Here is a 4,356-nt window from a genome sequence, read left to right as displayed (position 1 = left end):
GTGGCAGCCCCGCAAGTCCCGCTAGACCCTGATTGAGAATTGGGCGATCGCCGGTTCGCCGGGGCGGGCGCACCGGTAGCCGCCGCGGCTCAGGGCGTCGGTCGGTGCGGTCATCGGTTCGAAGCACACCAGGTCTTCTGACGGCGGTGCGAAAATCTGCGTCGCCGGATAACCCTGTTCGAAGTGCACCTCGAGGCGGCGTCCGCCGCCGGACACGGCGAACACCGCACCTTCGCCCACCTGATCGTAGGCGTCATCAAAAGCCTTGTCACCCAACGGTTCTGACCGGGCCTGCTGCTCGGAGGCTTCGCCGGTGGGCAGGCCGCGGTCGTCGAGTCCCAGGTGTCGCAGCGGCGGCGTCTCGATGAGCCAGTCGGCCCGGGCCACGTCCGGTAGGCGTAGATAGGGGTGAAATCCGAAGCAGAGCGGGACCGCCCGGTCTCCGGTTGCGGTGACCGTGGCGCGGATGGTCAACGACCGCTCGGCCAGCCGGACGGCCACGGCCAGCACATGCGGATACGGAAAGCTTTCCAACAGTTGGGGATCGGCGCCGAAGTCCACCTCGGCGGTGAGCTCATTGGCCGTCTCGGTCGTCACCTTCCAACCCGGGTAGGCGGCCAGGACGCCGTGAATGGGCAGGCCGTTGGGATCGGCGCGCACGCGGTTGCGCCCCGGTGTCAGCGTCACGGTCACGCCCTGTGCGGTATAGGTGTTGTCGCCCAATCGATTTGCCCACGGGTACAGGATCGGGATTCCCATCGTCTTGCCCGCGGAGAGGTAGGCCTCCAGGCCGCGCCGTTGTCCGAGCAGCTCAGCGCCGTCGTCGCTGAGCGAGGTCCCGATCATGCCGGCCTCGGGAACGAACTGCGCGGCCGCCGATGACGCCGGATCGCGCAGGGTGACGATGTCCATGCATACCCCTCATCTCGACAGTGGATCGTGCTGAATGCGCTCGGGCGGAGCGCCTTTGGCGATCAGGGCGGCTTTGGTCGCCCGCACCATCCCCGGTCCGCCGGCGATCAGGATCTGCCGGTCGCCCCAGCTGCCGTATTTGGTCACCACGTCGCGCAGCTGGCCGGTTTGGTGGACGTGCAGGCCACGCGGCGGTGTGACGTCGGGGTAGTCGACGGCCCACGCCGGGTCGGCGGTGTATTCGGAGACGGGCGAGACGGACAGCCACGGATTGTGGGACGCCACCTGCCACAGGGTGGGCAGGTCGTAGAGCTCGCAGCGATAGCGGGCGCCGAAGAACAGGTGGACGCGCGGGTTCACGGCGAAGCGGCTGAGGTCCATGATCAGCGTCCGCAGCGGTGCCAGCCCGGTGCTGCCGGCGACCATCAGCACGTCCCCGGCCTCCCTGTCGACCCGCAGGCCGCCGTGCGGGCTGGACAACCGCCAGCGGTCGCCGGGCCGGGTTTCGTTGGTGATGGCGGTGCTGACCAGGCCACCGGGGACCACCCGGACGTGGAACTCGATGCCGCCGCCCGGATCCGCGGGAATTGCGGGGGACAGGTAGCGCCACCGGCGCGGGCACTGCGGAATGTGGACATTGACGTACTGGCCCGGGTGGTAGTGCATCGGCCGGTCCAGTTGCAGCCGGACGACCGCGAGGTCGCGGGACACCCGCGTGTGCTCGATGACCGTGCCGTCCCACCAGGCGGGTCCCTCGTCGGCGTCGGCGGCGCCGCTCATCACCCCGGTGATGAGATTCAGCGACTGCGTGGCCGCTTCATCGACGGCGTCGGTCCAGGCGGCACCCAGGTGCCTGCGCAGCGTCGCCAGCAGTGCGCGGCGCAGGGTGTCGTAGTGGCTGGGGACGAGGCCGTATTTGCGGTGGTCGCGCCCCAGCTGCGCGAGAAAGGCGACCGGCTCCTGGGCACGCTGGTCGACCAGCTCGCCGTAGACCCAATGCAGTGCCTTGGCGAAGGCGGCCCGCTGGCCGCCCATTTCCGGCGGGAACAGATCGCGCACCGAGCCGTCGAGCGCGAACCAGTGGGTGTAGAACCGGTGCACGAGTTCGCTGGCACTGTTAGCCGGGCCCGCGTCGTCCTGTTGGAAGGCGTCGCGCAGCACGCGCAACGCTTCCGAGTCGTCGAGGCCCACGGGCCCCGATTCTAAGCTCGCCGCAGACCGGCCCGCGAAAATGTGACGACGTCAACCCTGCCGGACGGTGTTTGCCGTCCCGGTGTTGGCAGCGCCAGCGAAACGGCAGCAGCTCGGCCAGCCGGAACGTGACCGGCACCCGGCGCGGCGGCGGCGCGAGGCCGGAGTCGGTGGCTCCCATCGGGAGAAAATGCTTTCATAAATTCGAACTTGAGCGGAACACACTCAACCTTGACGGCGTTGAACAACGCGACAAGCATTTTCCCTGAGCACGTGAACGGAGGTGTCGTGGACTCATTCAACCCGACAACAAAGACGCAAGCGGTCCTGACGTCGGCCCTGCAGGCGGCTTCGGCCGCCGGTAACCCCGAGATCAGGCCGGCCCACCTACTCCTTGCGCTGCTGACGCAGAACGACGGGATCGCCGCGCCGCTGCTGGAGGCTGTCGGCGTCGAGCCCGCCACCATCCGCACCGAGGCCGAACGCCTCGCGGACCGGCTGCCGCAGGCCAGCGGCGCCAGCTCGCAACCGCAGCTGTCGCGCGAATCCCTACAGGCCATCACTACCGCCCAGCAGCTGGCCACCGAGATGGACGACGAGTACGTCTCGACCGAGCACCTGATGGTGGGGCTGGCCACCGGCGACTCCGACGTCGCCAAGCTGCTGACCGGGCACGGCGCCTCGCCGCAGGCGCTGCGCGACGCGTTCGTCAAGGTGCGCGGCAGCGCCCGCGTCACCAGCGCCGATCCCGAGGCCACCTATCAGGCGCTGGAGAAGTACTCCACCGACCTGACCGAGCGGGCCCGCGACGGCAAGCTCGACCCCGTCATCGGGCGGGACAACGAGATTCGCCGCGTCGTGCAGGTGCTGAGCCGTCGCACCAAGAACAACCCGGTGCTGATCGGCGAGCCCGGCGTCGGCAAGACGGCGATCGTCGAGGGCCTGGCCCAGCGCATCGTCGCCGGCGACGTCCCGGAGAGCCTGCGGGACAAGACCGTCATCAGCCTGGACCTCGGGTCCATGGTGGCCGGTGCGAAGTACCGCGGCGAGTTCGAGGAGCGGCTCAAGGCCGTCCTCGACGACATCAAGAACTCCGCCGGGCAGATCATCACGTTCATCGACGAGCTGCACACCATCGTCGGCGCCGGTGCCACCGGCGAGGGCGCGATGGACGCCGGCAACATGATCAAGCCCATGCTGGCCCGCGGCGAGCTCCGGCTGGTCGGCGCCACCACGCTCGACGAGTACCGCAAGTACATCGAGAAGGACGCCGCGCTGGAGCGGCGCTTCCAGCAGGTGCTGGTCGGCGAGCCGTCGGTGGAGGACACCGTCGGCATCCTGCGCGGGCTGAAGGACCGCTACGAGGTGCACCACGGTGTGCGCATCACCGACTCGGCCCTGGTGGCCGCGGCGACGCTGTCCGACCGCTACATCACCGCCCGCTTCCTGCCGGACAAGGCCATCGACCTGGTCGATGAGGCCGCCAGCCGGCTGAAGATGGAGATCGACTCCCGGCCAGTCGAGATCGACGAGGTCGAGCGCCTGGTGCGCCGCCTCGAGATCGAGGAGATGGCGCTGGCCAAAGAAGAGGACGACGCCTCCAAGGACCGGCTGGAGAAGCTGCGCGCCGAGCTGGCCGACCAGAAGGAGAAGCTGGCCGAGCTGACCACCAGATGGCAGAACGAGAAGAACGCCATCGACATCGTCCGCGAACTCAAGGAGCAGCTGGAAATCCTGCGCGGCGAGTCCGACCGGGCCGAGCGCGACGGCGACCTGGCCAAGGCCGCCGAGCTCCGGTACGGGCGTATCCCCGAGGTGGAGAAGAAGCTGGACGCCGCGCTGCCGCAGGCCGAGGCCCGCGAGAACGTGATGCTCAAGGAAGAGGTCGGACCCGACGACATCGCCGACGTCGTGTCGGCGTGGACGGGAATCCCGGCCGGCCGGATGCTCGAAGGCGAGACCGCCAAGCTGCTGCGGATGGAAGAGGAGCTGGGTCACCGCGTCGTCGGGCAGCGCAAGGCCGTGCAGGCCGTGTCCGACGCGGTGCGGCGCGCTCGCGCCGGGGTCGCCGATCCCAACCGGCCCACCGGATCGTTCATGTTCCTAGGCCCCACCGGTGTCGGCAAGACCGAGCTCGCCAAGGCGCTGGCCGACTTCCTGTTCGACGATGACCGGGCCATGGTCCGCATCGACATGAGCGAGTACGGCGAGAAGCACTCGGTGGCCCGCCTGGTGGGCGCGCCTCCGGGATAC

At 69.0% G+C, this 4,356-nt stretch carries 3 protein-coding genes; 1 reads left to right on the top strand and 2 read right to left on the bottom strand.

Annotated elements, in window-relative coordinates:
- Positions 1 to 21: 21 nt before the first annotated feature.
- Both JOZ00_RS22790 and JOZ00_RS22785 read right to left on the bottom strand, forming a co-directional pair.
- Complete coding sequence (locus JOZ00_RS22790; RefSeq protein WP_293348406.1) at positions 22 to 912, bottom strand: aldose 1-epimerase; 891 nt, start codon at positions 910 to 912, stop codon at positions 22 to 24.
- A gap of 9 nt (positions 913 to 921) precedes the next feature.
- Positions 922 to 2,103 carry an FAD-binding oxidoreductase gene (locus tag JOZ00_RS22785; RefSeq protein ID WP_293348403.1) on the bottom strand — a complete coding sequence of 394 codons (1,182 nt, stop codon included), beginning with the start codon at positions 2,101 to 2,103 and terminating at the stop codon, positions 922 to 924.
- 288 nt (positions 2,104 to 2,391) lie between these two features.
- Between JOZ00_RS22785 and JOZ00_RS22780 the strand changes: the two genes are divergently transcribed.
- Positions 2,392 to 4,356: Clp protease N-terminal domain-containing protein (locus JOZ00_RS22780; protein WP_293348400.1), on the top strand; the 1,965-nt coding region annotated here is incomplete at its 3' end.

Source organism: Mycobacterium sp. (assembly GCF_019243155.1).
Taxonomy (GTDB): Bacteria; Actinomycetota; Actinomycetes; order Mycobacteriales; family Mycobacteriaceae; genus Mycobacterium.
The sequence above is the reverse complement of the archived record's forward strand: the minus strand, read 5'-3'. Positions and strand labels throughout refer to the sequence as shown.